At 71.0% G+C, this 26,875-nt stretch carries 24 protein-coding genes; 11 read left to right on the forward strand and 13 right to left on the reverse strand.

Translation table 11 applies throughout. The features are described from left to right. Positions 1-38: 38 nt before the first annotated feature. The 5 genes from pucL to ACFYXU_RS25975 form a co-directional block, all read right to left on the reverse strand. On the reverse strand, positions 39-962 hold the full coding sequence (gene pucL / locus ACFYXU_RS25955) for a factor-independent urate hydroxylase (RefSeq protein WP_329852057.1): 924 nt from the start codon (positions 960-962) through the stop codon (positions 39-41). A 5-nt stretch (positions 963-967) separates the two neighbouring features. Continuing rightward, complete coding sequence (uraH, locus tag ACFYXU_RS25960) at positions 968-1,357, reverse strand: hydroxyisourate hydrolase (RefSeq protein ID WP_116158141.1); 390 nt, start codon at positions 1,355-1,357, stop codon at positions 968-970. Beyond that, positions 1,354-1,878, reverse strand: coding sequence for a 2-oxo-4-hydroxy-4-carboxy-5-ureidoimidazoline decarboxylase (gene uraD, locus ACFYXU_RS25965; protein WP_329852055.1), 525 nt, complete (start codon positions 1,876-1,878; stop codon positions 1,354-1,356). The genes uraH and uraD overlap by 4 nt, the downstream gene beginning before the upstream one ends. Before the next feature lie 155 nt (positions 1,879-2,033). Further along, positions 2,034-2,372 carry a helix-turn-helix domain-containing protein gene (locus tag ACFYXU_RS25970; RefSeq protein WP_389406465.1) on the reverse strand — a complete coding sequence of 113 codons (339 nt, stop codon included), beginning with the start codon at positions 2,370-2,372 and terminating at the stop codon, positions 2,034-2,036. A 44-nt stretch (positions 2,373-2,416) separates the two neighbouring features. Beyond that, positions 2,417-2,671, reverse strand: coding sequence for a hypothetical protein (locus tag ACFYXU_RS25975; RefSeq protein ID WP_329852054.1), 255 nt, complete (start codon positions 2,669-2,671; stop codon positions 2,417-2,419). Between the two features lie 137 nt (positions 2,672-2,808). On the opposite strand from ACFYXU_RS25975, the gene ACFYXU_RS25980 reads away from it, so the two are divergent. The 3 genes from ACFYXU_RS25980 (at position 2,809) to ACFYXU_RS25990 (ending at position 6,222) form a co-directional block, all read left to right on the forward strand. Further along, on the forward strand, positions 2,809-3,642 hold the full coding sequence (locus ACFYXU_RS25980; RefSeq protein WP_389460159.1) for a TIM barrel protein: 834 nt from the start codon (positions 2,809-2,811) through the stop codon (positions 3,640-3,642). Positions 3,643-3,686: 44 nt separating this feature from the next. Then, positions 3,687-4,577, forward strand: coding sequence for a 2-hydroxy-3-oxopropionate reductase (locus tag ACFYXU_RS25985; protein ID WP_389460161.1), 891 nt, complete (start codon positions 3,687-3,689; stop codon positions 4,575-4,577). 187 nt (positions 4,578-4,764) lie between these two features. Next, positions 4,765-6,222, forward strand: coding sequence for a catalase (locus ACFYXU_RS25990; RefSeq protein WP_376513127.1), 1,458 nt, complete (start codon positions 4,765-4,767; stop codon positions 6,220-6,222). A 423-nt stretch (positions 6,223-6,645) separates the two neighbouring features. On the opposite strand, the gene ACFYXU_RS25995 is transcribed toward ACFYXU_RS25990, so the two are convergent. After that, on the reverse strand, positions 6,646-7,878 hold the full coding sequence (locus tag ACFYXU_RS25995; protein WP_389406392.1) for an MFS transporter: 1,233 nt from the start codon (positions 7,876-7,878) through the stop codon (positions 6,646-6,648). Between the two features lie 58 nt (positions 7,879-7,936). Here ACFYXU_RS25995 and ACFYXU_RS26000 point away from each other — a divergent pair, with 58 nt between their 5' ends. Continuing rightward, positions 7,937-8,956: an ArsR/SmtB family transcription factor gene (locus ACFYXU_RS26000; protein ID WP_389460164.1), complete on the forward strand. Its 1,020-nt coding sequence runs from the start codon at positions 7,937-7,939 to the stop codon at positions 8,954-8,956. On the opposite strand, the gene gcl is transcribed toward ACFYXU_RS26000, so the two are convergent. Beyond that, on the reverse strand, positions 8,957-10,744 hold the full coding sequence (gene gcl, locus ACFYXU_RS26005; RefSeq protein ID WP_361397584.1) for a glyoxylate carboligase: 1,788 nt from the start codon (positions 10,742-10,744) through the stop codon (positions 8,957-8,959). A gap of 233 nt (positions 10,745-10,977) precedes the next feature. Here gcl and ACFYXU_RS26010 point away from each other — a divergent pair, with 233 nt between their 5' ends. From ACFYXU_RS26010 to ACFYXU_RS26025, 4 genes are all read left to right on the forward strand, one after another. Further along, complete coding sequence (locus tag ACFYXU_RS26010; RefSeq protein WP_389460166.1) at positions 10,978-12,243, forward strand: hypothetical protein; 1,266 nt, start codon at positions 10,978-10,980, stop codon at positions 12,241-12,243. Positions 12,244-12,351: 108 nt separating this feature from the next. After that, complete coding sequence (locus ACFYXU_RS26015; protein WP_389460168.1) at positions 12,352-13,182, forward strand: TIGR04222 domain-containing membrane protein; 831 nt, start codon at positions 12,352-12,354, stop codon at positions 13,180-13,182. A 19-nt stretch (positions 13,183-13,201) separates the two neighbouring features. After that, on the forward strand, positions 13,202-13,729 hold the full coding sequence (locus ACFYXU_RS26020) for a GNAT family N-acetyltransferase (RefSeq protein ID WP_389460170.1): 528 nt from the start codon (positions 13,202-13,204) through the stop codon (positions 13,727-13,729). Between the two features lie 655 nt (positions 13,730-14,384). Beyond that, positions 14,385-16,667, forward strand: coding sequence for an NACHT domain-containing protein (locus ACFYXU_RS26025; RefSeq protein WP_376513116.1), 2,283 nt, complete (start codon positions 14,385-14,387; stop codon positions 16,665-16,667). 98 nt (positions 16,668-16,765) lie between these two features. Here ACFYXU_RS26025 and ACFYXU_RS26030 read toward each other — a convergent pair whose 3' ends face one another. After that, complete coding sequence (locus tag ACFYXU_RS26030) at positions 16,766-18,370, reverse strand: AMP-binding protein (RefSeq protein ID WP_389460172.1); 1,605 nt, start codon at positions 18,368-18,370, stop codon at positions 16,766-16,768. Beyond that, the gene (locus ACFYXU_RS26035) at positions 18,367-20,055 is read right to left on the reverse strand and encodes an AMP-binding protein (protein WP_389460174.1); all 1,689 of its coding nucleotides are present in this window, start codon (positions 20,053-20,055) and stop codon (positions 18,367-18,369) included. Before ACFYXU_RS26035 ends, ACFYXU_RS26030 begins: the two co-directional genes overlap by 4 nt. 91 nt (positions 20,056-20,146) lie before the next feature. Here ACFYXU_RS26035 and ACFYXU_RS26040 point away from each other — a divergent pair, with 91 nt between their 5' ends. Next, positions 20,147-20,971 carry a helix-turn-helix transcriptional regulator gene (locus ACFYXU_RS26040; RefSeq protein ID WP_329852038.1) on the forward strand — a complete coding sequence of 275 codons (825 nt, stop codon included), beginning with the start codon at positions 20,147-20,149 and terminating at the stop codon, positions 20,969-20,971. Between the two features lie 185 nt (positions 20,972-21,156). On the opposite strand, the gene ACFYXU_RS26045 is transcribed toward ACFYXU_RS26040, so the two are convergent. Continuing rightward, positions 21,157-21,624 carry an SUKH-3 domain-containing protein gene (locus tag ACFYXU_RS26045; protein WP_389460176.1) on the reverse strand — a complete coding sequence of 156 codons (468 nt, stop codon included), beginning with the start codon at positions 21,622-21,624 and terminating at the stop codon, positions 21,157-21,159. Continuing rightward, positions 21,621-22,739 carry a winged helix DNA-binding domain-containing protein gene (locus ACFYXU_RS26050; RefSeq protein WP_389460178.1) on the reverse strand — a complete coding sequence of 373 codons (1,119 nt, stop codon included), beginning with the start codon at positions 22,737-22,739 and terminating at the stop codon, positions 21,621-21,623. Before ACFYXU_RS26050 ends, ACFYXU_RS26045 begins: the two co-directional genes overlap by 4 nt. 168 nt (positions 22,740-22,907) lie before the next feature. On the opposite strand from ACFYXU_RS26050, the gene ACFYXU_RS26055 reads away from it, so the two are divergent. Beyond that, positions 22,908-24,014 carry a magnesium and cobalt transport protein CorA gene (locus tag ACFYXU_RS26055; RefSeq protein WP_376513107.1) on the forward strand — a complete coding sequence of 369 codons (1,107 nt, stop codon included), beginning with the start codon at positions 22,908-22,910 and terminating at the stop codon, positions 24,012-24,014. A gap of 187 nt (positions 24,015-24,201) precedes the next feature. Further along, complete coding sequence (locus ACFYXU_RS26060; protein ID WP_389460181.1) at positions 24,202-24,618, forward strand: hypothetical protein; 417 nt, start codon at positions 24,202-24,204, stop codon at positions 24,616-24,618. Between the two features lie 259 nt (positions 24,619-24,877). Here the strand turns inward: ACFYXU_RS26060 and ACFYXU_RS26065 are convergent, their stop codons facing one another. Next, positions 24,878-25,315 (reverse strand): NUDIX domain-containing protein, encoded by a 438-nt coding sequence (locus ACFYXU_RS26065; RefSeq protein WP_389460183.1) that lies wholly within the window; start codon positions 25,313-25,315, stop codon positions 24,878-24,880. Positions 25,316-25,489: 174 nt separating this feature from the next. Further along, on the reverse strand, positions 25,490-26,854 hold the full coding sequence (locus ACFYXU_RS26070) for an FAD-dependent oxidoreductase (protein WP_389460185.1): 1,365 nt from the start codon (positions 26,852-26,854) through the stop codon (positions 25,490-25,492). Positions 26,855-26,875 lie beyond the last annotated feature (21 nt).

Here is a 26,875-nt window from a genome sequence, read left to right on the forward strand (position 1 = left end):
CGACTGCGGGCGGGCGGGGGCCGTCACTCAGATGCCGCTTAGAGGTTGGTCATGTCGACCGGGATCTGCGCCGTGGCTCCGTCGCGGAGGACGGTGGCCTCGATGAGGCCGTACATGCGGTCGGCGGCGTAGTAGACCTCGTTGTCGTTCTTCAGGCCGAAGGGCTCGAGGTCGACCAGGAAGTGGTGCTTGTTCGGGAGCGAGAAGCGGACTTCGTCGATCTCCGAGCGGTGGTTGATGATGCGCGTGGCCATCTGGTACAGCGTCTGCTGCAGGGAGTACGAGTACGTCTCCGAGAAGGCCTCGAGCATGTGCTTCCGGGTCTGCTCGTAGGACCGCTCCCAGTTGGGCATGCGCTGGTCGTCGTCGGTCCAGTTGAAGCGCCAGCGACCGGACACCTGGGTGGCCAGGATGCGGTCGTACGCCTCCTGGAGGGTGGTGTACTTGTCCTTGATGTAGCCCCAGAACTCCGAGTTGGTGGAGTTCATGACGACGAGGTCCTTGAGGCCGGAGATGACCTCCCACTTCTCGCCGTCGTAGGTGATCTGGGTGACGCGGGTCTCCTGGCCCTTGCGGGCGAAGGAGTGGTTCACCTCGTCGGAGCCGATGAACTTGGAGTTGGCGTCCGAGGAGGCGATGCGCTCCCAGGAGTACTCCTCGATCTGGATGCGGGCCCGGTGGATCGGCTCCTGGCTCGTCACGAAGTGGCGGGCGAGGTGGATGCCGAACTGCTCGGCGGACTCGATGCCGTACTCCTTGGCGAACGCGAAGACGGTGTTCTTCGTCGTGTCGGTGGGGAGGCAGTGGGCGTTCGAGCCGGTGAGGTGGACGTCGTCGAGGTCGCCGGAGAGGGCGACGGAGACGTTCAGGTCCTTGATGTGGTGGGTGGCGCCATCCCGCGTGATCTTGACGACGCGGTTCTCTGCTTTGCCGTACTGGTTCTGGCCGAGAATCGTGGGCATGTCTGCTAGCTCCCTCGGTAAACGGAGTAGCCGAACGGGTTGAGCAGCAGCGGTACGTGGTAGTGCTCGCCCGGCTTGACGGCGAACGTGATCGCCACCTCCGGGAAGAACGCACCGCTGTCCCTTACGCGGGGGGCGTCCTGCTGCGCCTCGGCTTGCTTCTTTGCGAAGTACGTCTCGGTCTCGAAGTCGAGACGCACGTGGGTGGTTTCTTCCGGCAGCGCCGGCAGGTCCTTGCAGCGCCCGTCCGCGTCGGTGGCGGAGCCGCCGAGCGTGACCCACTCCGCGTCGGAGCCGCTGCGGGCCGCGAGCGTGATGGCCACGCCTTCGGCCGGGCGGCCGATGCTGGTGTCCAGGATGTGCGTGGACACCGAGGCGGTGGTGTCGGTGCTCATGCGGAGCTCTCTTCCTCGGAGGTCTCGACGAGACGGGTCAGGCGGATGCGGTTGATCTTGCCCAGTTCGGTGCGGACGATCTCCCGCTCCTGTTCGGGCGAGTTGCCGATCCGGTCCCGGACCGCGTCGCGCATCTGCTCGCCGGTCCTGCCGGTGGCGCAGATGAGGAAGACATGACCGAACTTGTCCTGGTAGGCCAGGTTGAGTTCGAGCATCTCGGCCTTGAGCTCCGCGGAGGCGCCGGCCATCCCGCTCTGTTCGCGGGAGGACGTCGGGTCCCCGGCCTTCGGACGACCGATCGGCGGGTGCCCCGCCATCGCCTCGGCCAGGTCCTCGGCGGTCAGCTCGGCCATGGCGGCGTCGCTGGCGAGGAAGAGGGCTTCGGCGGTGGTGTACGGGCGCTGGGCGAGAAGCTTGCTCCCCCACGCCGAACTGGAACACACCTCGTGGAGCGCGGCTACGGCCTCGCTGTCCGAGGAGGTGTTGAACCGGGTGAGACCCGGTGTCGTACCTGAAGTCACGGGAAGCCTCCGTGGCTGTTTTTCGCTGTGCGTCGGACGGGCTGCGGATAGCTAACGCCCTCCGCAACACAACGTCAACACTTTGTTGAAAACTCGGCCACACAAAAGCCGTCGTCCCGACATGCGGACGACGGCTTGAGGCCCTACATGATCAACTACTCGCCCTTGGTGGCCTTTTCCCTGTTCAGGGCGGTCTCCCGGTTCAGGTAGTTGTACACGGTGAAACGGCTGACGCCGAGGGCGCCCGCGACCGTCTCCACTCCGTGACGGACCGAGAAGGCACCGCGTGCCTCCAGGATCCGGACGACCTCCTGCTTCGTCTTGCGGTCCAGATCGGCCAGCGGCATCCCGTGCCGCCGCTCCATCGCCGCGAGGATGTGGTCCAGGGAGTCCGAGAGCTGCGGAAGCCGCACGGCGAGGACGTCCTCGCCCTCCCAGGCCAGGACGACGTCGTCGCCCTCCGCCTGCGCGGGGACCAGGAGCTCGGCGCCCATCGCGTCCACCAGCGGCTTCACGGCCGCCACCAAGGGGTGCTCGCTCACTTCTCGCCCTCCCCGATGACGTTGACCTGGAGCGAGACACGCGTGGCGCCGGCCGCGAGGGACTGGCGCAGCAGGGCGTCGACGGCGGTCAGCACCGCGTCGGCGCCGCCCTCCGCCGTGTTTCCGAAGGGGCCGACGTCGACCGCGTCCAGTTCCGCGGACTGGATGACCTCACGGGCCACGACCGCGTGCGCCGGCGCCTCGTCGAGGTCGAACGGCTCGGTGGTGAACTCCACTCTCAAACGCTCCATGGCCCCACGCTACGGCCCCACCCCGCCACGCGGGAGCCCCGGACCTGCGGGGACCTCTTGACAAGTACGACGCCCGCCTTGCAACATTCCGTCAGACAGAAACTTACTTCCGCAATACGGAAGGAGCGCCGCCCCTCATGGGATACACGGACCAGCGCTTCGATGTGAACCTGTCGATCCTCTTCACGGAACTCCCGCTCCTGGAGCGCCCCGCGGCCGCCGCCGCGGCGGGCTTCACCGCGGTCGAGCTGTGGTGGCCCTGGATCGACACCGCCACCCCCGAGCAGAGCGAGCTCGACGCCCTCAAGAAGGCCCTTGAGGACGCCGGCACCCAGCTGGTGGGCCTGAACTTCTACGCCGGGCAGCTCCCCGGCCCGGACCGCGGAGCCCTCTCCGTGCCCGGGGAAGAGTCGGACCGCTTCCGCGCCAACATCGAGGTGGCCGCCGACTTCGCCGCCTCGGTCGGCTGCAAGGCGCTCAACGCGCTCTACGGCAACCGCGTCGAGGGCGTGGACCCGCAGGTCCAGGACGCCCTCGCCCTGGAGAACCTGGTCCTGGCCGCCCGCGCGGCCGACCGCGTCGGCGCGATCCTCCTCGTCGAGACCCTGAACAAGCCGGAGTCGCCGCTCTACCCGCTGGTGAGCGCCCCCTCCGCCATCGAGGTCATCGACCGGGTGAACGCGGCCACCGGCCTCGGCAACGCCAAGTTCCTCCTCGACATCTACCACCTGTCGATGAACGGCGAGGACGTCAGCCAGGTCATCGCGCAGTACGCGGCCAAGACCGGCCACGTCCAGATCGCGGACAACCCGGGCCGTGGCGCGCCGGGCACCGGCGACCTGCCGCTGGAGCAGCTCCTCGACGAGCTGAAGAAGGCCGGCTACGACGGCTGGGTCGGCCTGGAGTACAAGGCCGCCGACGCCGCCGCGTCCTTCGAATGGCTCCCGGCCGAGGCCCGCGCCGCCCGCTGACGCAGGCTCCCTCCCCGTACCACCTTGTTTTGAGAGGCACCCTCATGAGCAACCTCCCCAAGATCGCTTGGATCGGCCTCGGCATCATGGGCTCCCCCATGTCCGAGAACCTCCTCAAGGCCGGCTACTCGGTCACCGGCTTCACGCTGGAGCAGGACAAGCTGGAGCGTCTCGCGAAGGCCGGCGGCAACGCCGCCGCGTCGATCGCCGAGGCCGTCAAGGACGCCGACGTCATCATCACGATGGTGCCCGCCTCCCCGCAGGTCGAGGCCATCTCCTACGGCCCCGAGGGCATCCTGGAGAACGCCAAGCAGGGCGCGCTGATCGTCGACATGTCGTCGATCACCCCGCAGACCTCGGTCGACCTCGCGAAGAACGCCGCCGAGAAGGGCATCCGCGTCATCGACGCCCCGGTGTCCGGTGGCGAGGCCGGCGCGATCGAGGCCGTGCTCTCGATCATGGTCGGTGGCGAGCAGGCCGACTTCGACGAGGCCCTCCCGATCCTGGAGGCCCTCGGCAAGACCATCGTGCTCTGTGGCCCGCACGGCTCCGGCCAGACGGTCAAGGCCGCCAACCAGCTGATCGTCGCGGTGAACATCCAGGCCTGTGCCGAGGCCGTCGTCTTCCTCGAGAAGTCCGGCGTGAACCTCCAGGCCGCCCTGGACGTCCTCAACGGCGGTCTGGCCGGCTCGACCGTGCTGACCCGCAAGAAGGACAACTTCCTGAACCGGGACTTCAAGCCCGGCTTCCGGATCGACCTGCACCACAAGGACATGGGCATCGTCACCGACGCCGCCCGCAACGTCGGTGCCGCCCTCCCGGTCGGCGCGGTCGTCGCCCAGCTCGTCGCGTCGCTGCGCGCCCAGGGTGACGGCGGCCTGGACCACTCGGCCCTGCTCCGCGCCGTCGAGCGCCTCTCCGGCCAGCAGGTCTGATCCCCCGCCCCTTCACCGGGGCCCCTGATTTCCGGTCGGTGACGGCGCTGACAACCTGTCCTGTCGCGCCCAGGCGTCGTCGCCGACCGGAACACCACACTTCATTTTCAACAAACTGTTGACGTGCTGTTCGAGCCGAATTTACGCTCCTCGGACCGTCAGCAGAGCTCCCGTACGGAAGGTCACGATGTCGAAGCGCGTGCTTACGACCGAGTCCGGCGCCCCCGTCGCCGACAACCAGAACTCCGCCACCGCCGGCGTCGGTGGCCCTCTCCTCCTCCAGGACCAGCACCTGCTGGAGAAGCTCGCGCGCTTCAACCGTGAGCGGATCCCGGAGCGCGTGGTGCACGCCCGCGGTTCCGGCGCGTACGGCTACTTCGAGGTGACCGACGACGTCACCGCGTACACCAAGGCGGACTTCCTCCGCGAGGTCGGCAAGAAGACCGAGACCTTCCTCCGCTTCTCCACCGTGGCCGACTCGCTCGGCGGCGCGGACGCGGTGCGCGACCCCCGCGGTTTCGCCCTGAAGTTCTACACCGAAGAGGGCAACTACGACCTCGTCGGCAACAACACCCCGGTGTTCTTCATCAAGGACCCGATCAAGTTCCCCGACTTCATCCACTCGCAGAAGCGCGACCCCTTCACGGGCAAGCAGGAGCCGGACAACGTCTGGGACTTCTGGGCGCACGCCCCCGAGGCCACCCACCAGATCACCTGGCTCATGGGCGACCGCGGCATCCCGGCCTCGTACCGTCACATGAACGGCTACGGCTCGCACACCTACCAGTGGACCAACGAGGCGGGCGAGGCCTTCTTCGTCAAGTACCACTTCAAGACGAACCAGGGCATCCGCTCCCTCTCCGCCGAGCAGGGCGCCGAGCTCGTCGGCAAGGACGCCAACTCGCACCAGACGGACCTGCTCCAGGCCATCGAGCGCGGTGTGAACCCGTCCTGGACCCTCTACGTCCAGGTCATGCCGGCCGCCGAGGCCGCCGACTACCGCTTCAACCCGTTCGACCTCACCAAGGTGTGGCCGCACAGCGACTACCCGCTCCAGCGCGTGGGCCGTCTGGTCCTCGACCGCAACCCGGACAACGTCTTCGCCGAGGTCGAGCAGGCCGCGTTCTCCCCGAACAACTTCGTGCCGGGCATCGGTCCCTCGCCGGACAAGATGCTCCAGGGCCGTCTCTTCGCCTACGCGGACGCCCACCGCTACCGCCTCGGTGTGAACCACACCCAGCTCCCGGTGAACGCCCCCAAGGCGACCGTCGCCGAGAACTACGGCCGGGACGGCGCCATGGCCACCCGCCAGGGCTCGCGCCACGACAAGAACTACGAGCCCAACTCGTACTCGGGCCCGGCCCAGACCGACGCCGCGCTCTCCGCGCCGCTCGCGATCCACGGCTGGACCGGCACGCACGAGGCGCCCGCGCACACCAAGGACGACGACTTCTTCCAGGCCGGTGAGCTCTACCGCCTGATGTCCGAGGCCGAGAAGGGCCGTCTGATCGCCAACATCGCCGGCGGTCTGTCCCAGGTCTCCCGCGAGGACGTCATCGAGAAGAACCTCGCCCACTTCGAGGCCGCCGACGCCGACTACGGCAAGCGCGTCCGCGAGGCGGTCGAGGCGCTGCGCGAGGACTGATCCGCGCAGCAGTACCCAGACTGCGTACGGCACCTGACGGGAGGTCAGTGCCGTACGTGGTCCGGATCGCCGGCCCGGATGAGGGGTGGTCGGCGGACCGGACAAGCGTGAGGACCGCGGCGGCTCCGAGCCAGTGCGGTGGTAAGGACGCCGGGCCCCCTTCCTGACCTGAAGGAAGAGGATCACCATGGCGCCCGTCGGCACCGCCGCGGTCCCAACGCCCCCTCCTCGGGAACATCCCCGAGACCGAGCACATCCCCAGACTCCGTCCGGCGGCGCGAACGTCCTGTCGCGCCAGCCTCGTGCCGTCGGACGGGCACAACGGGAGAGCGCGGAACCAGGTTTACGGTCCCTGGTTCCGCGCTCTTCTTCTTTTTCCCGCACTTCTCCTCTTTACGGCCCTGCCGGTGCTCGCGGTCGCACTCAGGCCGTTCGCCGGCTGTCCCCCTGAGCAGCCGGCCGTACCGCTCCCGACGGTGCCCCGCCGCGCTCCCCGGATCCCTCGCCGCGCTCCGCGCGGGCCAGCAGGAGCGTCACGGTGAGCGAGGCGAGCGCGAGCAGCGCCATGCCGGTACGCGGTGAGGTGGCCTGGGCGAGCGTGCCGGCCAGCGCCGCGCTCACTCCCTGGAGCGCCAGCATCCCCGAGCTGTGCAGCCCGAGGGCGTGGCCGCTCAGTTCCTCCGGCACGAGCGCCATCAGCCGCTCCTGGTGCAGCAGGCTCGCCCCGTAGCCCACCGCCGACACGGCCACGAGGACGAGCGCCAGGGGCCGTCCCGGGCCGAGGGCGAACACCAGGAACGGGGCCGCGAGCAGCGCCTGGAGCGGGAAGCGGATCCGGGCCCGCAGCCGCGCCGGTACGAAGCGGCCGACGACGGTGTCCCCCGCCAGCATCCCGAGCGCGCCGCAGGCGAAGAGCAGCCCGGCGCGCTCGGGGTCGTACGGCACGAAGAGCGACTCGCAGCCGACGACGAGACCGTTCGGCACCCAGAGCGCGAGGTAGGCGCGGCGGCGCGCGGGCACGGCCAGGAGCCGGCCGTTGGTGCGCCAGGTCTCGGCGACCGACGGCCGGCCCGCCGTCCGCGGCGGCCGGGCCCCGAGACCGAGGCGGGCGGCCAGGGCCGCGGCGAGGTAGAGCCCCGCGCCGGCCAGCACCGTGCCGCGCGGCGAGAGCAGCGCGACGAGCAGCCCGCCGGTGGCGAAGCCGCCGATCTGGAAGACGCCGGTGGCCATGTTCATCACGGAGCGGCCGAGGAGGTACTCCTCGCGCGGGAGGACCTCGTTGAGCAGCCCGTGCCGCACCCCGCCGCCCAGCGAGGCCGCGAGCCCCTCGGCGAGCAGGATCACGAAGAGCGCCCACGTCGGCAGGGCGGGGACCGCGAGGACGGCGGTGCCGAGGGCGAAGAAGAGGGCGATGCCGGAGATCGCGGCGCGCGGCGGCAGCCGGTCGGCGGCGGAGAGCAGGGTGGTCGCGCCGAGCAGCTGCGCGAGCGAGGGGCCGAAGAGGGCGAGGGCGGAGAGCAGCGGGGAACCGGTGGAGCGGAACACGAGGGTCGCGAGGCCGAGTCCGGCGACGGTCTGGGCGGCCGTGTGGGCGGCGGCGGTGACGAAGAGCGGGGTGAACTCGGGCGTGCGGAAGAGCGTGCGGTAGCGGGGCATGCAGCGGAGTCTCGGAGGGCGCGCGGGCCACCGGTACTGTTTCGCGGGGAGGCGAAACATGGGCTGGTGGCGGATCGGTACGGACACCCTGGCGGGGAGCGGGTTCGTGCTCTCGCCGCTCGCCGAGACGGTCGCCTCGCTCAAGACCCTCCACCGGGGCGCGCCCGGGCATCCGGGCGAGCGCGCCTGGCTCGCCCGGCACCTGCCCGCGTACCGGGAGCGGCTGGCGGCCGCTCCGCTCGACGCGCTGCTCGTCCGGGCGGCGATCGGCCCCACCTGGAACGCCGACTTCCTCACCCCGACCCCGCTGGGCGACCGCGAGCGGAGCTTCGAGGAGGAGGTCGAGGCGGTGCGGGCGACCCGGCCCCCGGACGCCGTGGACCAGCTGGCGGTGGCGATCGGCGGGCCGGTCCCGGAGCCGCTGCGCTCGGCCCGCGACCTCCCGGAGCGGCTCGCGGGCGTGCTCGGCTGGGTCTGGCGGGAGACGGTGCGGCCGGAGTGGGCGCGGCGGCGCAGGATCCTGGAGGCCGACGTGGTGGCGCGGACGGCGCTGCTGAGCCGGGGCGGCTGGGCGTCGGCGCTGGACGAGCTGTGCCCGGGGCGGATGCGCTGGCTGGGCGACGGGCGGCTCCAGGTCAACACCCGTGACTATCCGCCGCGTTCGATCGACCGGGGGCGGCTGCTGCTGGTGCCGGTGACCCCGGCGACCGGCTGGGTGTCGTGGGAGGGGACGGAGCGGTACGCGATCGTCTACGCCTGCGCGGGAGTTCTGGCGGACACGGCCGGTCCCGGGGTCCCCCAGGCTCTGGGGGCGCTGCTCGGGCAGGCCCGTGCCGGCGTGCTCGTGCGGCTCGGATCCCCGCTGTCCACCAGCCAGTTGGTGGCGCTCACCGGGCAGGGGCTCGGCTCGGTGGGCCGGCACCTGAAGGTGCTGCTCGACGCCGGTCTCGTCCGGCGCGGGAGGGCGGGCCGCTCGGTCCTCTACGAGTGGACGGAGGCGGGCGCGGTCCTCGTGGCGGCACAGGGAGACCCCCGTCCCGGTGCTCCTCGGGACGGGGGTCGACTCGCTGCTCCGTGATCAGACCTGGAGGGCCTTGATCGCGGTCGGCGCGTGGCCGGGCTCGGTGGCCAGGTCCTCGAACTCGGTGACGTCGCTCATGTCGACCGTCTTGCTCATGGCGATGTTGGTGATGCGCTCCAGGATGGCCTCGACGACGACCGGGACCTGGTGCTCGACGGCCAGCTTCTTGGCCTCCTCCAGCGCCTCGCCGAGCTTGTCCGGGTCGGTGACGCGGATGGCCTTGACGCCCAGGCCCTCGGCGACCTTGACGTGGTCGACGCCGTAGACGCCGATCTCCGGGGTGTTGATGTTCTCGAACTCGAGGTTGACCTCGAAGTTGATGCCGAGGCCGCCCTGCGCCTGACGGATGAGACCGAGGTAGGCGTTGTTCACGAGGACGTGGACGTAGGGGACCTTGTGCTGGGCGGCGACCGCCAGCTCCTCGATCATGAACTGGAAGTCGTAGTCGCCGGAGAGCGCGACGACGGGGACGTCCGGCTGCGCGGTGGCGGCGCCGATGGCGGCCGGGATGGTCCAGCCGAGCGGGCCGGCCTGGCCGCAGTTGATCCAGTGGCGCGGCTTGTAGACGTGCAGGAACTGCGCGGCCGCGATCTGGGAGAGGCCGATGGTGGTGACGTAGCGGGTCTCCGGGCCGAAGGCCTTGTTCATCTCCTCGTAGACGCGCTGCGGCTTCATCGGGATGTTGTCGAAGTGCGTGCGGCGCTGGAGGGTGGCCTTGCGCTCCTGCGCGGAGGCGGCCCAGGCGGAGAAGTCCGGGAGCTTGCCCGCGGCCTTCCACTCCTTGGCGATCGCGACGAAGAGCTCCAGGGCGACCTTGGCGTCGGAGGCGATGCCGTAGTCGGGGGCGAAGATCTTGCCGAGCTGGGTGGGCTCGATGTCGACGTGGACGAACTTACGGCCCTTGGTGTACGCGTCCAGGTTGTAGCCCGTGTGGCGGTTGGCCCAGCGGTTGCCGATGCCGATGACGGTGTCGGACTCCAGGAAGGTCGCGTTGCCGTAGCGGTGCGCGGTCTGGACGCCGACCATGCCGGCGGCGAGCTCGTGGTCGTCCGGGATGGTGCCCCAGCCCATGAGGGTGGAGATGACCGGGATGTTCGTCAGCTCGGCGAACTCGACGAGGAGGTCGGAGGCGTCGGCGTTGATGATGCCGCCGCCGGCGACGATCAGCGGGCGCTCGGCCTCCAGCAGGAAGCTCAGCGCCTTCTCGGCCTGCGCGCGGGTCGCGGACGGCTTGTAGACCGGCAGCGGCTCGTAGGTCTCCGGGTCGAACTCGATCTCGGTCAGCTGGACGTCGATCGGGAGGTCGATGAGGACCGGGCCGGGACGGCCGGAGCGCATCAGGTGGAAGGCCTGCTGGAAGACGCCCGGGACCTGCGCGGCCTCCAGGACGGTCGTCGCGGCCTTGGTGACCGGCTTGGCGATCGTGGCGATGTCGACGGCCTGGAAGTCCTCCTTGTGGAGCTTCGAGACCGGAGCCTGGCCGGTGATGCACAGGATCGGGATGGAGTCGGCGATCGCCGAGTACAGGCCGGTGATCATGTCGGTGCCGGCGGGGCCGGACGTACCGATGCAGACGCCGATGTTGCCGGCCTGGGCACGGGTGTAGCCCTCGGCCATGTGGGACGCGCCCTCGACGTGGCGGGCGAGCGTGTGGCTGACGCCGCCGACGTTCTTGAGCTCGCGGTAGAAGGGGTTGATCGCCGCGCCGGGGACGCCGAACGCCTGGGTGACGCCTTCGCGCTTGAGGATCTCAACGGCCGCTGCGGCGGCGGTCATACGAGGCATGGGAGTGCTCCTGCTTCGGCCGGGCGGATCCAGGCGGGTGGCTCGTCTCGGGAGGCCCGAACCGCCTGTTTCCGTAATGCGGAAATACTGTTCTGCTATACGGAAGCAATGTAGGTCGGCGTGCGGAGAGCCGTCAAGAGAAGTCCGCCCGCCGGGATCACGGAAGTGGCCGAACACCCTCCCCCGGGGTGCCCGATGGGGGGACCATGGGCCCGACGACAGGGGGTTGGGCTGTGGGCGAGTCGGTACCGGTGCGCTGTCCGGAGTGCCTGCGGACACGGCCGTACGCGCCACCCGCCTTCCCCTGCTCGTGCGGCAGCCCGGTCGCGCCGACCGTCGCGGCGGACCAGCCCGCGGAGCCGATCAGGCACCGGACCTGGGCCGCCGCCTGGGTCACCGTCCGCTGCGGGGCCTGCGGCCACGAGCACGACTGGCCCCACCCGGAGCTGCGGTGCCCGTGCGGCACGGTGCTGCGGATACCGGTACGGCCCGGGGCGGAGGATCCGGCTGGTACGGAGGAGGCTCCCGACGCGGATGTGGCCGGAGCGGAGGGTGCCGCGGCGGGAAGGGTGGACGTACCCGGCGCTGAGGATGCAGCGGCGGGAACGGGCGGCCGCCCCACCGCTGGCCAGAGCCCTGAGGAGCTCCGACCGTCGACGGCGGGCGACCCGGCCACCGGCGCCGCAGGTGTCGGCGGTCGGCGCCGCCGTACGGCCCCCGGCGGGTCGGAGGGGACGGCCGACGGACTGGACGGGACGCCCGCCGGCCGCGGGGAGGCGTACGAAGGAGACGGCGGTACGGGCGACGGTGGTACGGCCGACGCCGACGGGACCGACGACGAGCCGCGGGCCCTGCCCGGCGAGACCGGCTCCCCCTGGTTCGGGCCCGGCCCGAGGGCCCGGGGCGGGACGGGCACTCCCGAGTCCGACCCGACCACCCAGCCCACCACCGACCCCGGCCCCGACCCAGACCCCACCGCCCACCCCGGCTCCGACCCCGACTCCGGCCTCACCACGGGCCCCGCCCCCGGCTCCGGCCCTGTCGGCCCCCAGTCCTTCGCCGAGCGCTATCCCGTGCGCGTCCCGCCGCCCGCCACCGCCCCGCACCCCGTTCCCGTGCGCGGGCCCTTCCGGCCCGTGACCATCCGGACCTCGCGCGACGCGGTCGCCGCGGCGGCCGGATACCTGCGCTGGCTCGGCTTCCGGGACGTCGTCCAGCCCGAGGAGCGCCCCACGTCCGGCGTGGACCTGCGGGCGCCCGGCCTGGTCGCCCAGGTCGATCCGAGCACCCGGCCGGCCGGGCTGCGGGCCGTCGAGTGCCTCTGGCTGAATGGGCTGACCTCCGCCACCGTGAGCGTGTTCTTCTCGCTCGCGGGCTACACCCCGGAGGCCCACACGCGCGCCGCCGAAATCGGCCTCCCGCTCTTCGTCCTCGACCTCACCGGCACCCCGCAGCCGGTCAACGACGCGGCGCGGGCGCTCACCACCGGCGGCGCCTGAGCGCAAGGCCCGCCACCGCCCTCCTCACAACTCCTCGGCATCCGAAATCGGCCATTCACGCGTGACGATCACGCTCTCCCGGGCACAACACCTTCGGGGGTGGGTGTCATGCCGACGGGGATGTGGTGGTTCATCGGGGCGGCCTGGTTCGAACTGCTGCTCGCAGCAGTGCTGTTGAGGAGTTGCGGAACCCGCAGCGAGGAGCCCGGAGCGGACGGCGCGCCCCCGCCGCAGGCCCTCGCGCTGCTGCGGGGCGGACGGCGGGCGGCGGTCACCGTGGCCCTGGTGGCGCTGCACCAGCGCGGCGCGGTCGCGGCCGGCCGCAAACATACGATTCGCGCCAATGGCGGACCGGGCCGCACACATGACCCCGTGCAGCTCGGAGTGCACGGGGCCCTGCACCGGGCCCTGGCCCTGCGGACGCTCACGCTGCGCCCCGAGGCGCGGCGGGCGGTGGACGCGCTGCGCGGCGAGCTGCGCGGGGCGGGGCTGCTGCGCCCGCTCGCGCGATGGTGGGCGGCCAGGACCCTGCTCGCGTGCGTGCCGCTGACCGCGCTGGTGGGCCCCTTCGCGACCGGGGCCGCGGGCGGGAACCTCACCCGGGCGCTCGCGGCCGGGGTGCCGGCGGTGCTCGGGGCGGTGGCGCTGCTGCGGCTGCCGGACACCACGAGGGCGGCGCGGCGGCTCCTGGCCGCCCTGCGGGAGCGGTATCCGCTGCCGGAGCACCGCCGGGAGGTCACGGACGGGCGGCTCGTGCAGCTGTACGTGGCGCTGTACGGCGATCCGGCCCTGACCCTGTTCCTGCCCCGCTTCTCGCGCGACGGCGGGCTCCTCGACCGCCCGTGGGAGGACGACGGTCTGCCCCGGAGCGACCGCGAGGGCGACCGGAACCGGCCGCCGTCGGACGGAGCCCCAGGTGCGGGCGGTCCCTCCCGCTGAGGCCGCGCCATACTGTCGTATGCGCATCAGAGCGGCCGCTCCGGCCGAACTCCCGCTGCTCCAGGACATCGAACGGGCGGCGGGCGAGCCGTTCCGCACCCTCGGCATGGCGGCGATCGCCGACGACGACCCGCTGCCCCTGGACGTCCTGGAGGCGTACCGCAGCGCGGGCAGGGCCTGGGTCGCGGTGGACGCCGCCGACCGTCCCGTCGGCTACCTCCTGAACGACACCGTCGACGGCGCCGCCCACATCGAGCAGGTGTCGGTGCACCCGGACGCCGCCCGCCGGGGCGTCGGCCGGGCGCTGATCGAGCACCTGGCGGCGGCCGCCAGGGAGCGGGGCCTCGCGGCCCTGACCCTGACGACCTTCACCGAGGTCCCGTGGAACGCCCCGTACTACGCGCGCCTCGGCTTCCGGCCGCTCGCCGACTCCGATCCCGCGCTCACGGAGGGGCTGCGCGCCATCAGCCGGGCGGAGGCGGCCCACGGCCTGTCGGTGTGGCCCCGCGTCTGCATGCGTCGGGACCTCGGCCGGGACACCACCTAGGAAGCGTCTTGTCCGATTCCCGGATTGTTGGTTCGGTTGCGGTGGGGAGAGATTCTTACGCGGCGGTGAGCGGACCAATGGCTGCCGCCTGCGGGCCGAACTCGCAGCCGATAGCGGGACAATCGCCAGATTCTCGACGGCATCGTGTTCAAGTTCCGCCCCGGGCCGCCCTGGAGGGATCTGCCCGAGCGGTTCGGCCGCGGTAGACCGTCCACGTAAGGTTCGTCCGCAGGGCCTCCGACGGCACCTTCGACCGTCTTGTGGCTGCGGCACCGACGCACGCCGAGGTGGACTGGCTGGTCGCGATCGACTCCACGGTCGTCCGGGCCCAGCAGCATGCGGCCGCCTCAGGGCGCTCGGAGAGCCGAGCCGCGGACGCTCCCGCGGTGGACCGACCAGCAGAACCCACCTCGCCTGCGACGACAAGGGCTGACCCCTGACCTTCCGATCAACCGCCGGAATCCACGACGACTGCCCCCAGACCGAAACGGTCATGGTCGCATCCGCATCCCCAGGCCAGGGATGGCCCGCACCCGGCCCCGGACCGAACGCCCGCGGAAGCCGCCACTTGCTCTGGCTAGACCCACTCCGAGAGATGAAGACCTGCTCCATACCTGCAATATGATGTGACGTCACTCACGGCTGAGGGGGCTCATTGGCACCGGATGAGAAGCAGCAGGAAGAGGCCGCGTTCGAGGCGGAGGTGCTGCGGATCTCACGTGCACTCTTCGCGGGGGAGAACGAATTCCAGGGTTCGACCTACATCGGCACCGCGGAGCGGGACGGTGTCTTCGTCACTGCGGATTCCGTCGTCATCGTCGAATGCACCGTCTCCCGGCTGAAGAGGAAGGCCGAGAAGGACGGCAGGAAGCTGTACGAGGCCTGCTTGGCCAAGTCCCGGGAGCACCCGTTCAAGTCGGTCAAGGGCTTCTTCGTCACACGCGACGAACCCACGGCCGACCAGCGCCAGGTCATCAAGACGCTGGGCCAGCCTCTCGTCGCATGCAGCTTCGCGCAGTTGCGCGGCCAGCTCGTCGACTCCTTGAAGTACCTCGAACTGCGTCCGCTCTACCCCTTCGGTAGTGCGCGAGAGCCGAGCAGCGGAGATCACGAAGCTCTGAAGCCTTACGTCGCCGTCGACCCGACGGAAAGCGGCACCGGCGACCCCTACTCCGTGACGAGCGTGTCCGAGGCGGTCAGGACAGGCCAGTCCGTCCTCCTGTACGGGGACTACGGAGCAGGAAAGAGCATGTTTCTGCGCGAACTGTACCGCCGACTTGCCAAGGCACACCGACAGGATCCGTTCAAGCCCTTTCCGCTCCTGCTCAACCTGCGCGACCACCAAGGGCAGGTCCGCCCTGTGGAGGCCCTCGAGCGGCATGCTCGCGAAATCGGTTTTCCCCACCCCACTCAGCTCGTCCGTGCCTGGCGCTCGGGCGACGTCACTCTCATTCTCGACGGCTTCGACGAGATAGCCACGCCGGGCTGGCTCGGCAAGACGTCCGCCATGCGCGACATCCGGCGCCGTTCGGTGGAGCTCGTGCGCCGGTTCTGTCGCGAATCGCGGACGACCACCTCCGTCGTCCTGGCCGGTAGGGCGCACTTCTTCGACAGCGAGCGGGAGATGCGGCTGGCACTCGGCACCCGTGACGACTCGCTGTACCTCATGGCCGGCGAGCCGACCGATGAACAAGCACGCAAGATCCTCGACGCCTACGGCTGGAAGGAGGCTCTTCCCGACTGGTTGCCCTCACGTCCGCTGCTGCTGAGCTACCTGGGTTCGTCGAGCGCGCTGCAGAATTCCATGGAGGACACGTTCGGACGCTCCGCGGGTGAGGGATGGCACATGATGCTGGACCGCATCGCCGAACGCGAAGCGAGCATGGAGATGGGGGTCGACGGCTTCACGATCCGCAAGGTGCTGGAGCGACTTGCCACTCAGGCACGCCGCTCCACCGACGGTCTGGGGCCTATCTCCCAGGATGAGCTGACCTCCGTGTTCCAGTCGGTGTGCGGCTACGCTCCTGACGAGGGCTCGTACCAGCTCCTGCAACGACTCCCCGGACTCGGCGCCATGGACAGCGTGGACGGCTCTCGGCGGTTCGTGGACGTTTCCCTGGCGGATGCGGCCCGGGCCGGCGACGTGGTGGCCTGTGTGCTCGAGCCCAACACCGAGAGCCCGTTGATGGAAATGACCGGCAGCGTCGCGTGCCTGGACGAGGTCGGGATCGACGTCGCCGCCGTCCAACTGAGCCACGAGGCCAGTGCGAGTCCAGGGCGTGCGTACTCGTCGGCCATCGCTCTTCAGCGCAGCGGAGTGTCAGACGCCGTGGTCGCCGACATCGTCCGAGTCACGGCACGGCTGTGGCCCGGAGACGAGGCCCGCACGGCAATCGCGCTGCATGAGATCGAACTGCGAAGTTTCACCCTGTCTGCCGACGCCAAGGGCTACGACTGGCTGAGTTTCCATGACTGCGTCATCCAGGAGCTCGACCTCACGGACTACGACGGCTACGCACTCCCGCATTTCCAGTCCTGCATCATCGGCCAGATGGCGGGAGTGGCAGGATGGTCGGCCCTCCAGAGTGAGCGATTCGTCGAGTGCGAAGTGGTGCAGTTCGACGCTCAGATGTCCACGGGGAAGGGCATCCTGGCCCTGAAGACGACCCCGATGAACAAGGTGGTACTGACCATACTGAAGAAGGTTTACGCGCAGCGGGGCACCGGCCGCAAGGAGTCCGCCCTCTTCCGCGGGCTCGACGCGAAGCACCGCGAGCTCGTCCCCGAAGCGGTCCAGCGGCTCACCGCGGCAGAGCTGGTTGCCACCGCCCGGGCCAGTGGTAACAAGATCTACCTGCCTGTCCGGGGTATGGCTCCGCGGGTGCGGCGGATTCTCCAGGCGCCGCAGGTGAGCAAGGACAGCATCCTGGATTCCTAGCCTGCCCCCGTGCCGGGACCCGCGCTCCTTCGGGAGGCGGGATCCCGGTATCGGTCACCAGAGAGCGGCGAGGCCGGAACCTTCTGAGGCCGAAAGATCTACTCCTGCGTGACGTTCCTGTCCGCGTACGTCTGCCGCAGTTCCACCTTCCGGACCTTGCCGCTCACGGTCATCGGGAACTCGGTGAGGATCTCCATCCGGCGCGGGATCTTGTAGTGGGCGAGCCGGTCGCGGCAGAAGGACGTGATCTCGTCCAGGGTGGGCGGGGACGCGGGGTCGCGGGGGATGACGCAGGCCAGGATCTCCTCGCCGTACCGCTCGTCGGGGACGCCGACGACCTGGACATCGGCGATCTTGGGGTGTCCGTAGAGGAACTCCTCGATCTCGCGCGGGTACACGTTCTCCCCGCCCCGGATGATCATGTCCTTGATGCGTCCGACGATCTGCACGTAGCCGTCGTCCCGGATGACCGCGAGGTCCCCGGTGTGCATCCAGCGGCCCGCGTCGATCGCCTCTGCGGTCTTCTCCGGCTCTTCCCAGTAGCCGAGCATCACGCTGTAGCCGCGGGTGCACAGCTCCCCGGCCGTGCCGCGCTCCACGGTCAGGCCGGTGGCGGGGTCGACGACCTTCACCTCGACGTGCGGCATGACCCGGCCGACCGTCCCGGTGCGGCGTTCCAGGTCGTCGTCGCGGCGGGTCTGGGTGGAGACGGGCGAGGTCTCGGTCATGCCGTAGCAGATCGACACCTCGGCCATGTTCATCTCGGCGACGACCCGCTTCATCACCTCCACCGGGCACGGCGAGCCCGCCATGATCCCGGTGCGGAGGGTGGAGAGGTCGTACGCGGCGAAGTCGGGCAGGTTGAGCTCGGCGATGAACATCGTCGGCACCCCGTACAGCGAGGTGCAGCGCTCCTCCTGGACCGCGCGGAGCGTGGCGGCGGGGTCGAAGGAGGCGGCCGGGATGACCAGGCAGGCGCCGTGCGAGGTGGCCGCGAGGTTGCCCATGACCATGCCGAAGCAGTGGTAGAAGGGCACCGGGACGCAGACGCGGTCCTGCTCGCTGTAGGCGATCATCTCGCCCACGAAGTAACCGTTGTTGAGGATGTTGTGGTGGGAGAGCGTGGCGCCCTTCGGGAAGCCCGTCGTCCCCGAGGTGTACTGGATGTTGACGGGCTCGTCGCAGGAGAGCGGCTCCGGGCGCAGCTCCCCCGGTGTCCGGGCGAGCAGCGCGTCCCAGCTCGGGTCGCCGAAGTAGACGCTCTCCCGCAGCTCCGGGCACTCCGGGCGGACCTGCTCGACCATGGCCCGGTAGTCGCTGGTCTTGTGGGCGAGCGAGGCGAAGAGCAGCGAGACGCCGGCCTGCCGGAGGACGTACGCCAACTCGTGGGCGCGGTAAGCCGGGTTGATGTTCACCATGATGGCGCCGATGCGGGCGGTGGCGTACTGGACGAGCACCCACTCGGCGCAGTTCACGGCCCAGATGCCGACCCGGTCGCCCTTGCGGACGCCGCTGCCGAGCAGGGCGCCGGCCAGCCGGTCGACATCGGCTCCGAAGGCGGCGTACGTCCACCGCCTCCCGGACGGCACGTCGACGAGTGCCTCCCGCTCGGGCCAGGCGGCGACGGCCCGGTCGAGGTTGTCCCCGATGGTGTCGCCGAGCAGGGCGGTGGTGGAGGTGCCGTGGGTGTAGGACGGGTTCACGCGAGGTCCCCTTCCGCGTACTCCTTGCCGCCGCCTTCCGCCGTCAGCCGGCGCAGTTCGACGCGCCGGATCTTGCCGGAGACGGTCTTGGGCAGGTCGGCGAACTCGATGCGGCGGATTCGCTTGTACGGGGCGAGGACCGCGCGCGAGTGGGCGAAGAGGGCCTTCGCGGTCTCCTCGTCCGGCTCCCAGCCCGCCGCCAGGACGACGTACGCCTTGGGGACGGCGAGCCGCAGCGGGTCGGGCGCGGGGACGACGGCCGCCTCCGCGACAGCCTCGTGCTCCAGGAGGGCGCTCTCCAGCTCGAAGGGGCTGATCTTGTAGTCGGAGGCCTTGAAGACGTCGTCGGCCCGCCCGATGTAGGTGATGTAGCCGTCCGCGTCCCGGGAGCCGATGTCGCCCGTGCGGTAGTGGCCGCCCGCCATCGCCTCCGCCGTACGCTCCGGATCGCCGTGGTAGCCGGTCATCAGGCCCACCGGGCGGGCGTCCAGGTCGAGGCAGATCTCGCCCTCCTCGACGTCGGCCCGGCCGGTCACAGGGTCGACGAGGGTGACCCGGAAGCCGGGGCTCGGACGCCCCATGGAACCCTCCTTGAGCCGCTGGCCCGGGCTGTTGGACACCTGGACGGCCGTCTCGGTCTGGCCGAAGCCGTCCCGGATGGTGACGCCCCAGGCGCGCCGCACCGACTCGATGACCTCGGGGTTCAGCGGTTCGCCGGCGGCGACGACCTCGCGCGGCGGGGTCTTCAGGCGGGTCAGGTCGGCCTGGATCAGCATCCGCCACACGGTCGGCGGGGCGCAGAAGCTGGTGACGCCGTGGCGCTCCATCTGCTCCATGAGGCGCGCCGGGTCGAAGCGGGTGTAGTTGTGGATGAAGACCGTCGCCTCCGCGTTCCACGGGGCGAAGAGGTTCGACCAGGCGTGCTTGGCCCAGCCGGGCGAGGAGATGTTGAGGTGCACGTCGCCGGGCTTGAGGCCGATCCAGTACATCGTCGAGAGGTGGCCGACGGGGTACGACACGTGGGTGTGCTCGACCAGCTTGGGGCGGGCGGTCGTGCCGGAGGTGAAGTACAGCATCAGGGTGTCGTCGGCGCGCGTGACGCCGTCGGGCTCGAACACGTCCGGCTCCCGGTCGGCGTGCTCGTACCCCAGCCAGCCGCCGACTTCGCCGCCGCCGACCGCGATCCGGGTGTACTCCCCGGGGACGTCGTCGAACTTGGCGGTGTCCTCGGCCCGCACGATCACGTGCCGGGCGCGCCCCCGGTCGACGCGGTCGCGCAGGTCGGCGGGGCCGAGGAGCGGGGTGGCGGGGATGAGGACGGCGCGCAGCTTCATCGCGGCGAGCACCGTCTCCCACAGTTCGACCTGGTTGCCGAGCATCAGGATGATCCGGTCCCCGGCGCGGACGCCCCGGGCCCGGAGCCAGTTCGCGACCCGGTTCGAGCGGGCGGACATCTCGGAGAAGCTCACCCGTGTCTCGGAGCCGTCCTCCTCGACGATGTGGAGCGCGGTCCTGTCGTTGTCGCGCGCGATGACGTCGAACCATTCGAGCGCCCAGTTGAACCGGTCGGGCCGGGGCCAGGCGAAGCCCTCGTAGGCCGTCTCGTAGTCCTCGCGATGCTCCAGCAGGAAGTCCCGGGCGGCCCGGAACCTCTCCGTGGCGCCGGTCGCGCTCGTGGGCGTCATGTGTCCTCCTCATTGCGGGACCTGTCCCGGACATCGTGTAATCGGTGACCCAGGTCTCACTACCCCCGTTCGGGGGTGAAGGAGTGGTCCCGTGCCCGAGATGACGGAAGCGGTGGAGTTGCGGACGGCCCTGTCGCGGCTGAAGCGCGCCGGCGGGCTGCCCGTCGTGTTCGGCGGACTGCTCCAGGAGGGGGCCGCGGGGCGCACGATGCGGATCGCCGAGCTCAGCGGGGCGGCGACGCCGGCGCTGCGCGGGCTGACGATCTCGGCCGGCTCGGGCCTCGGCGGGAAGTGCCTCGCGCTGTCGCGGCCGTGCGCGGTCACGGACTACCCGGCGTCGCGGCACATCACCCACGAGTACGACGTCCCGGTGTCGGCGGAGGGGCTGCGCGCGGTGATCGCCGTCCCGGTGGTCGTGCGCCGCAAGGTGCGGGGCGTGCTGTACGGGGCGCTGCGCGAGTCCCTCCCGCTCGGCGACCGCGTCTTCGACGCGGCGATGGCGGCGGCCCGCGACGTGGAGCAGGCCCTGGCGGTACGGGACGAGGTGCGGCAGCTGCTCGCGCCGCCCGCGCCGGGCCCGTCCTGGGAGGAGGTCCGGCAGGCGTACGGGGAGCTGCGCGAGCTGGCGCCGAAGGTCGTCGACCCGGCGCTCCGCGAACGGCTCCTCGCCGTCTGCGGCCGCCTGGAATCCGCCTCCGGCGCCGCGCCGGCGGTCCCCCGGGTGGGCCTGACCCCGCGCGAGACGGACGTCCTGGCGGCGGTCGCCTCGGGCGCGACGAACGCGACGGCGGCCGCGCGGCTGGGCCTGCGCCCGGAGACGGTGAAGGGCTATCTGCGCTCGGCGATGCGCAAACTGGGCGCCCACACCCGCCTGGAGGCGGTGGTGACGGCGAGGCGGGCGGGGGTGTTGCCGTAGGGGGGCTGGCGGGGCAGGGTCGGAGGAAGTACTTCCGGGCGGGTGTCACCTGCACGGGTCAGGGATGGACGGAGTACTCCCGAGCGTCCGTCACCTGCACGGGTCAGGGATGGACGGAGTACTCCCGAGCGTCCGTCACCTGCACGGGTCAGGGATGGACGGCATACTCAGGCGGCCCGCACCGGTCAGCCCCGGACGACGTACCCCCGGGCGTCCTCCAGCGGCCCGCGCAGCAGACGGCCGACGGCCTCGAAGGGGTCCGCTCCGAGGTAGGAGGGGCCCGTGTGGTGCAGGAGGAAGAAGCGCCCGGTCTCGTCGACGAGGACCATGGCCCCGTCGAAGGTCTCGTATCCGACGGGAAAGAGCCTCTCCCCCAAGGCGCGGGCGAGTTCGGCGACGTCCTCGCCGCTCTCCTCGTAGATCCAGTGCGGGGTGAGTCCGACGGCGTCCGGCGGCGTCCCGGGAATGACCAGGCGCAGTCCGCCGAACTCCCGGACGAAGTCCGCGGCCGCCGGGAACGCCTCCACGGGGTGGCCCTCCTCGGCGAACCGGTCGGCCACGAAGGCCAGCATCCCGGGGAGCCGCGCGCCGAGGTCACGCCCCGGGAACCAGCCGGCCTCCGTGAGGGCGGCCTCCACCTCGTCCCGTGTCACCGTCCCGCCTCCGCGGTGACGATCTCGTACGGGACGTCCGCCGGTGCCAGGAGGCGCAGCGTCCGCTCCGCCTCCTCGGTGAGCGCGGCGCGCTCCGCCCGCGTGATCCGTGCGAAGGGCTCGATGGTGAGCGTGGTGCGGTCCTTCGCCTCGTCGAGCCGCCAGAGGCCGGCGAGGAAGCCGTCGAGGAGGAAGGTGCGGTGCGCCTGGTTGCCGGTCCAGGTGCGGGTGCGGTGCTCGGCGGGGACGACGCGGGTGCGGTCGGCGTGCGAGAGCAGCAGGTTGTCGAACTCGGGGAGGAATCGGGGCGGGGCGGGGGTGTCCTCGTCGGGGCGGGGTGCGTCGGGGAGGTCGAAGAGTTCGGTGCCGTGCTCGTCCCGGAAGACGAGGAGCTCGGGCCGCAGCCGTTCGAACGCCGGACGGAGCCGGGTGAGGCCGCACCAGAGCTGCATGTCCTTGACGGAGGCGGGGCCGAAGGCCCCGAGGTAGCGCCGCACGGTCTCGTCGAGGTCGGCGGCCTCCTCCGTCGGCGCGTCGAACCAGGTCCGGACGGTGGTGAGCGCGACCTGCCCGCTGCGCCGCCAGAGGCCGCGCGGGGTGACCTGGACCATCAGGAGGAGGCACCGGGCGGCGATGGTGAGGGCGAGCGGGTCGGCGTCCGGCCACTCCTGGAGCAGGTGCTCGCGCAGGTCCTTGGGGGTGCGGGGCCGCTCCTCGACGTACGTGGTGGCGAGGGCGGTGAGCCGGTCGAGGTCGACGCCGTCGAGGCCCTTGCGGAACATCTTCAGCTCCCGGTCGATGGCCCCCGCCTGGACGAGCCGGCGCAGGCCGACGGCGTCGCGGGCGGTGTGGGTGTGGACGGTGGACCGGAGGGAGACGATCCGTGCGACCCGCCGGGACTCCATCAGGGCGGACAGGTCCTCGGGCCGGAAGCCGTCGAGGCGGGCGGCGAGCGCGTAGTACGGGGGCTTGGTGTTCTGGGCCTGGAGGCCGACGAGGTGGGCGACGGCCTCCTCGACGCCGAGCGGGGCGGGACGCAGGAGCAGCTGCCGGTCGAGGGTGGCGCGGTTCAGGGCGCGGGGGCCGAGCACGGGGTGGGTCGTCTTGAGGGCCATGTCGGCACGGTATCGAGCCTTGCGGACAGCTACGGTCCGCAAAGGCGACGCCCGTATACGAACGCGAAGGATTCACCCCATATATCCTGCTCTAGGCCCGGCACCCCGCCCGCCGACCGCCGCCCGAGGCCCACCGACGCCTGCCGACCGAGGAGGAGGCGCACGCCGATGCCCGACCGCCACCCCCGCGCGGCCCGGCGCCGCCAGGCCGAACCGCCGCCCGAGGACTCGTCCGGGCGGCCGCCCTCGGCGGAGCCGAGCGTGGTGCGGTCGACGCTCTACCGGGACGGCCGGCGGGTCGCCTCCCCCGCGACCCTCGCGGACACCTTCCGCCAGCTGCGCGAGCACCCGGACGGCATGGCGTGGATCGGGCTCCAGCGCCCCACCGAGGAGGAACTCCACTCCCTGGCGGCCGAGTTCGACCTGCACGAACTGGCCGTCGAGGACGCCCTGGAGGCCCACCAGCGCCCCAAGCTGGAACGGTACGGCGACACGCTCTTCGTCGTCCTGCGCGCGGCCCGCTACCTGGACGCCCCGGAGGAGGTCGACTTCGGCGAACTGCACGTCTTCGTGGGACCGGACTTCGTGATCACGGTGCGGCACGGCGCCGCCCCGGACCTCTCGGCCGTCCGCCGCCGCATGGAGGAGAACCCGGACCTGCTGGCCCTGGGACCGGAGGCGGTGCTGTACGCGATCCTCGACGCGGTGGTGGACGGCTACGCCCCGGTGGTGGCAGGTGTCCAGAACGACATCGACGAGATCGAGACGGAGGTCTTCGGCGGCGACCCGTCGGTCTCCCGCCGCATCTACGAACTCTCCCGCGAGATGGTCGAGTTCCAGCGCGCGACCCGCCCCCTGGTGGGCATGCTGCACGCCCTGATGGCGGGCTTCGCGAAGTACGGCACGGACGAGGAACTCCAGCGCTACCTGCGGGACGTCGCCGACCACGTCACCCACACGAGCGAACGCGTCGACGGCTTCCGACAGGCCCTGACGGACATCCTGACGGTCAACGCGACCCTGGTCACCCAACAGCAGAACGCGGAGATGCGCGCGTTGGCGGAGGCGGGCTTCGAACAGAACGAGGAGATCAAGAAGATCTCCTCGTGGGCGGCGATCCTGTTCGCCCCCACGCTGGTCGGCACGATCTACGGCATGAACTTCGACCACATGCCGGAGCTGCACTGGGCGGGCGGGTATCCGTTCGCGGTGGTGCTGATGGCGGTGGTGTGCGTGAGCCTGTATGTGGTCTTCAAGCGGAAGGACTGGCTGTAGCGAAGGATCTGGGGAGAAGGCGGGGAGCGACGCCCTGCCGACTGATCCCTGGATGCTGTTGACTTCCCCGTGGGGCATCGCACACAGGGAGAGCCGATTGGAACCGAGGAGTGCAGCGGCTGCGGGAAGGGACTTCCCGTACACCGCACATACGACGTGCTACATCGAGGTCCACGACGACGGCAGAGTGACACACGGGGCTGACCGTGCCGCCTACGAACGAGCTCTGGCCGGCAGTTCGCGGCTCTTCGCGGTCTGGCCGGGCACGTGGTCCAGCCACCTGTTCGTGATCGACGACCTGGACGAGTACGCCAAGGCCCACGGCATCAAGCACGACGAGGAGCGGACCGGCCTCAAGGAGCACGTCCACGAGGTGCGGTGGGAGGAGACCTCGTACGGGAACGACAATCCCCGCAGCCCGTATCTGAGCATCGACGTCTCGCTGGACTGCGGCTGCACGATCCACAACCTCCGCAGCTTCGCGGCCCAGATGAAGGCACAGAGGGGTTGGGACGTCGCCACGACCGTCGGCTGGGGCAGCAGCGGTGGACCCGAGGGGACGAAGTACGGCATGCGGGTCCGCCGCAAGAGCCTCACCGGCTGAGTCCGACAGCCAGCCCAACGGGAACGGGGGCACAGCGTGTGCTGTGCCCCCGCTCGCTCACGCCAAGGCGAGGTCGTCGCGCGACGTCTTCCAGCTCCGCCCTTCTCCCGCACGGGAACGCCCCTGGCTTTCGCGAGCCCTGCGGCTGCTGCCGGGGCAGGACGAGGAGCCCGGAGGCTCCTCGCGCTGACCACGGAAGGGCGCGGGGACCCGCTCATCTCAGAGCCGGTCCCTGCGGCAGGACGACGTACGCGCCGGCTCAGAGCGACGCCTCGACTCCGAGACTTCCCGCGCCGATCACTCCCCTCAACACATGGGCGATCTCCTCGGGCTTGAGCTCGATGCCGTCGAGCCCCTCCAGGGTCAGCGGGACCTCCTCCAGTGCGTACTCGCCGCGGCCCTCGGCACTGAACTCGGGACCGGTGCGATCCTCGAAGGACCAGGTCGCGATGCGGGCGAGGTAGAAGAGCTGGCGCTCGTCGCCGGTCTCCAGCGTGTGGAGAAGGCCGATGATGTCGGCCTTCCCCGCGATCTCCTCGTGGATCTCCCGGTGGAGTGCTGACTCCCGGGACTCGTCACCGGGTTCGACGCCGCCGCCGGGCAGGACCCAGTACACGGGGATGCCGGGCCTGGTGCGGCGGATGACCAGCATCGTGTCGTCGGCGGTGACCAGGACGGCGCGGACTCGTTCGATCATTTCGGTTCGTCTCCTTGCTTGTCGACGGACCCAGTGGAGCAGCCGGTCGCCGTCGACGTGAACGGTGCTCCTAACAATCGCGATGTCACGAAAGGTGGCAGCACCCTGTGTGCCTCGGATGTCATCGAGATCCCTTGCTCCCGGGAGATCACCTTCACGAAGGAAGCCGCAGCGTCAGCAGGAGGAGGACTCAGGCAGGGTGGTGACGCCGAGCTGGAGGAGGGTGGGGGCGGGGGTGCAGCAGCCGGGCTCGGGGAGGCCGGAGGCCTTCGGCTGGTCGAAGAGGCCCGGGCCGCCGCACACTCCGGTCTCCGGGAGGACCAGTTCGACGCGCTCCGCCGCCTCCTGGTCGCCCGCGATCGCGGCGGCGACGGAGCGGACCTGCTCGTAGCCGGTGAGGGCGAGGAAGGTCGGAGCGCGGCCGTAGGACTTCATGCCGACCAGGTAGATCCCTTCCTCCGGGTGGGACAGCTCCTTCACGCCGTGCGGATAGACCGTGCCGCACGAGTGCTGGTTGGGATCGATCAGCGGGGCGAGCCCGGCCGGGGCCTGGAGGCGCGCGTCGAGGTCGAGGCGGAGTTCGGAGAGGAACGAGAGGTCCGGACGGAAGCCGGTCATGACGATGACCTCGTCGATCCCGTCGAGGCGCCGACCGTCCTCCGCCACGAGGACCAGGCCTTCGCCGGCACGCGCGATCGCCTCCGTACGGAAGCCGGTGACGGCGGTGACGTGGCCCGCGTCCACCGCCGCCTTCGCGGCCAGGCCCAGTGCGCCGCGGGCGGGCAGCTGGTCGGCCGTACCGCCGCCGTAGGTGGAGCCGGAGATGCCGCGGCGCAGGATCCACACGGCCTGCGTCCCCTCCTGCTCCCGGGCCAGTTCCGCCAGGGCGGCGAGGGTGGTGAAGGCGGAGGCGCCGGAGCCGATGACGGCGGTGCGCCTGCCCGCGTACCGGGCGCGGACGGCAGGGTCCTTGAGGTCGGGGACGCGGTGGCTGACGCGGTCCGCGGCGGCCTTCTCCCCGAGGGCCGGGAGACCGGACGCTCCGGCCGGGCCCGGGGTGGACCATGTGCCGGAGGCGTCGATCACCGCGCGGGCGGCCAGTCGCTCCTCCCGTCCGTCCGCGTCGGCGACGTGGACGACGAACGGCTGGGCCTCGCGGTCGGCGTCCACGATGCGGTCGCGTCCGGCGCGGGACACGCCGGTGACCGTGACACCGGTGCGGACCCGGTCGCCCAGGACGTCGGCGAGCGGCTGGAGGTAGCGCTCCGCCCAGTCACCGCCGGAGGGGTAGGCCGCCGGGTCGGGCTTCACCCATCCGGTGGGGGCCAGGAGCCTCTCGGCGGCGGCGTCGGTGAGTTCTTCCCACGGGGAGAAGAGCCGGACGTGCGCCCACGCGCGCACCGCCGTGCCGGCCGTCGGGCCGGCTTCCAGGACCAGCGGTTCGAGGCCGCGCTCGGCGAGGTGCGCGGCGGCGGCCAGACCGACGGGCCCGGCCCCGACGACCACGACGGGCAGCTGGTCGGTGGCGGTGGTGTTCATGACGGCCCTCCACTGTTTCGA

The organism is Streptomyces sp. NPDC002232 (assembly GCF_042890295.1).
Lineage (GTDB): Bacteria > Actinomycetota > Actinomycetes > Streptomycetales > Streptomycetaceae > Streptomyces.

Excerpts from the sequence above, each read along its gene's own strand:
- pucL (WP_329852057.1), bottom strand. The coding sequence starts at position 962 with ATGCCCACGATTCTCGGCCAGAACCAGTACGGCAAAGCAGAGAACCGC.
- uraH (WP_116158141.1), bottom strand. The coding sequence starts at position 1,357 with ATGAGCACCGACACCACCGCCTCGGTGTCCACGCACATCCTGGACACC.
- ACFYXU_RS25970 (WP_389406465.1), bottom strand. The coding sequence starts at position 2,372 with ATGGGCGCCGAGCTCCTGGTCCCCGCGCAGGCGGAGGGCGACGACGTC.
- ACFYXU_RS25975 (WP_329852054.1), bottom strand. The coding sequence starts at position 2,671 with ATGGAGCGTTTGAGAGTGGAGTTCACCACCGAGCCGTTCGACCTCGAC.
- ACFYXU_RS25980 (WP_389460159.1), top strand. The coding sequence starts at position 2,809 with ATGGGATACACGGACCAGCGCTTCGATGTGAACCTGTCGATCCTCTTC.
- ACFYXU_RS25985 (WP_389460161.1), top strand. The coding sequence starts at position 3,687 with ATGAGCAACCTCCCCAAGATCGCTTGGATCGGCCTCGGCATCATGGGC.
- ACFYXU_RS25990 (WP_376513127.1), top strand. The coding sequence starts at position 4,765 with ATGTCGAAGCGCGTGCTTACGACCGAGTCCGGCGCCCCCGTCGCCGAC.
- ACFYXU_RS25995 (WP_389406392.1), bottom strand. The coding sequence starts at position 7,878 with ATGCCCCGCTACCGCACGCTCTTCCGCACGCCCGAGTTCACCCCGCTC.
- ACFYXU_RS26000 (WP_389460164.1), top strand. The coding sequence starts at position 7,937 with ATGGGCTGGTGGCGGATCGGTACGGACACCCTGGCGGGGAGCGGGTTC.
- gcl (WP_361397584.1), bottom strand. The coding sequence starts at position 10,744 with ATGCCTCGTATGACCGCCGCCGCAGCGGCCGTTGAGATCCTCAAGCGC.
- ACFYXU_RS26015 (WP_389460168.1), top strand. The coding sequence starts at position 12,352 with ATGCCGACGGGGATGTGGTGGTTCATCGGGGCGGCCTGGTTCGAACTG.
- ACFYXU_RS26020 (WP_389460170.1), top strand. The coding sequence starts at position 13,202 with ATGCGCATCAGAGCGGCCGCTCCGGCCGAACTCCCGCTGCTCCAGGAC.
- ACFYXU_RS26035 (WP_389460174.1), bottom strand. The coding sequence starts at position 20,055 with ATGACGCCCACGAGCGCGACCGGCGCCACGGAGAGGTTCCGGGCCGCC.
- ACFYXU_RS26050 (WP_389460178.1), bottom strand. The coding sequence starts at position 22,739 with ATGGCCCTCAAGACGACCCACCCCGTGCTCGGCCCCCGCGCCCTGAAC.
- ACFYXU_RS26055 (WP_376513107.1), top strand. The coding sequence starts at position 22,908 with ATGCCCGACCGCCACCCCCGCGCGGCCCGGCGCCGCCAGGCCGAACCG.
- ACFYXU_RS26065 (WP_389460183.1), bottom strand. The coding sequence starts at position 25,315 with ATGATCGAACGAGTCCGCGCCGTCCTGGTCACCGCCGACGACACGATG.
- ACFYXU_RS26070 (WP_389460185.1), bottom strand. The coding sequence starts at position 26,854 with ATGAACACCACCGCCACCGACCAGCTGCCCGTCGTGGTCGTCGGGGCC.